Origin of the sequence: Streptosporangium nondiastaticum, from assembly GCF_003011965.1 — a bacterium.
Taxonomy (GTDB): domain Bacteria; phylum Actinomycetota; class Actinomycetes; order Streptomycetales; family Streptomycetaceae; genus Streptomyces; species Streptomyces nondiastaticus.
On sequence record NZ_PXWG01000294.1, the window covers coordinates 1 to 1,762 of the forward strand.

Here is a 1,762-nt window from a genome sequence, read left to right on the forward strand (position 1 = left end):
CATCGTGCGCAAGGTGCTCATCGCCAACCGTGGCGAAATCGCTGTCCGCGTTGCTCGCGCGTGCCGGGATGCCGGGATTGCCAGTGTGGCGGTCTACGCGGATCCGGACCGTGACGCGTTGCATGTCCGCGTTGCTGATGAGGCGTATGCGCTGGGTGGTGACACCCCGGCGACGAGTTACCTCGATGTGGCCAAGGTCCTCGCCGCGGCCGCCGAGTCCGGCGCGGATGCCATTCACCCCGGGTACGGGTTCCTTTCCGAGAACGCCGACTTCGCGCAGGCGGTCCTGGACGCGGGGCTGACGTGGATCGGCCCGCCGCCGCAGGCGATCCGGGACCTGGGGGACAAGGTGGCGGCCCGTCACATCGCCCAGCGCGCCGGCGCCCCCCTGGTCGCCGGCACCCCCGACCCGGTCTCCGGGGCGGAAGAGGTGGTGGCGTTCGCCGAGCAGCATGGGCTGCCGATCGCGATCAAGGCGGCGTTCGGTGGCGGCGGCCGCGGCCTGAAGGTCGCCCGCACTCTGGAAGAGGTTCCCGAGCTCTACGACTCCGCCGTGCGCGAGGCGGTGGCGGCGTTCGGGCGGGGGGAGTGCTTCGTCGAGCGCTACCTCGACCGGCCCCGCCACGTCGAAACCCAGTGCCTGGCGGATAAGCACGGCAACGTCGTGGTGGTCTCCACCCGTGACTGCTCGCTGCAGCGCCGTCACCAGAAGCTGGTGGAAGAGGCCCCGGCGCCGTTCTTGTCGGCCGAGCAGAACGCGCAGCTGTATGCCGCGTCGAAGGCGATCCTGCGCGAGGCCGGCTACGAGGGCGCGGGCACGTGTGAGTTCCTCGTCGGGCAGGACGGCACGATCTCCTTCCTGGAGGTCAACACCCGTCTGCAGGTCGAACACCCCGTCACCGAAGAAGTCACCGGCATCGACCTGGTGCGGGAGATGTTCCGTATCGCGGACGGTGAGGAACTCGGCTACGACGACCCGCCGCTGCGCGGTCACTCCTTTGAGTTCCGTATCAATGGTGAGGACCCGGGCCGGAACTTCCTGCCCGCTCCCGGCACCGTCACCCGCTTCGACCCTCCGACCGGTCCGGGCGTGCGCCTGGATGCGGGTGTGGAGTCGGGGAGTGTGATCGGTCCGGCGTGGGACTCGCTGCTGGCGAAGCTGATCGTCACGGGTGCGACGCGTGAGCAGGCGCTGCAGCGTGCTGCGCGTGCGCTGGGGGAGTTCACGGTCGAGGGTATGGCGACCGCGATCCCCTTCCATCAGGCCGTGGTGGCCGACCCGGCCTTCACCTCGGATCCGTTCTCGGTGCACACGCGGTGGATCGAGACGGAGTTCACCAACACCATCGAGCCGTTCACCGGTGCGGGTGTGTCGGAGGAGGAGGGTGAGGCCGAGGGCCGCGAGACCGTGGTCGTCGAGGTCGGCGGCAAGCGCCTGGAGGTGTCTTTGCCGTCGTCGTTGGGGATGACGCTGGCGCGGACGGCGGCTGCGGGCGGGGCGAAGCCCAAGCGGCGGGCGGCGAAGAAGGCCGGCTCTGCCGCGTCGGGTGACGCTTTGACCTCGCCGATGCAGGGCACGATCGTGAAGGTCGCGGTCGAGGAGGGCCAGGAAGTCGCCGAAGGCGAACTGATCGTGGTCCTTGAGGCGATGAAGATGGAACAGCCCCTCAACGCCCACCGCGCGGGCACCGTCAAGGGCATCACCGCCGAAGTCGGCGCCTCCGTCTCCTCCGGCGCCGTCATCTGCGAAATCAAGGACTGA

The 1,762-nt window shown here is 69.4% G+C and carries 1 protein-coding gene; it reads left to right on the forward strand.

Features of this window, described 5'->3' with window-relative positions; translation table 11 throughout:
- Nucleotides 1-4 precede the first annotated feature (4 nt).
- Nucleotides 5-1,762 (forward strand): acetyl/propionyl/methylcrotonyl-CoA carboxylase subunit alpha, encoded by a 1,758-nt coding sequence (locus tag B7P34_RS35840; protein ID WP_106682274.1) that lies wholly within the window; start codon nucleotides 5-7, stop codon nucleotides 1,760-1,762.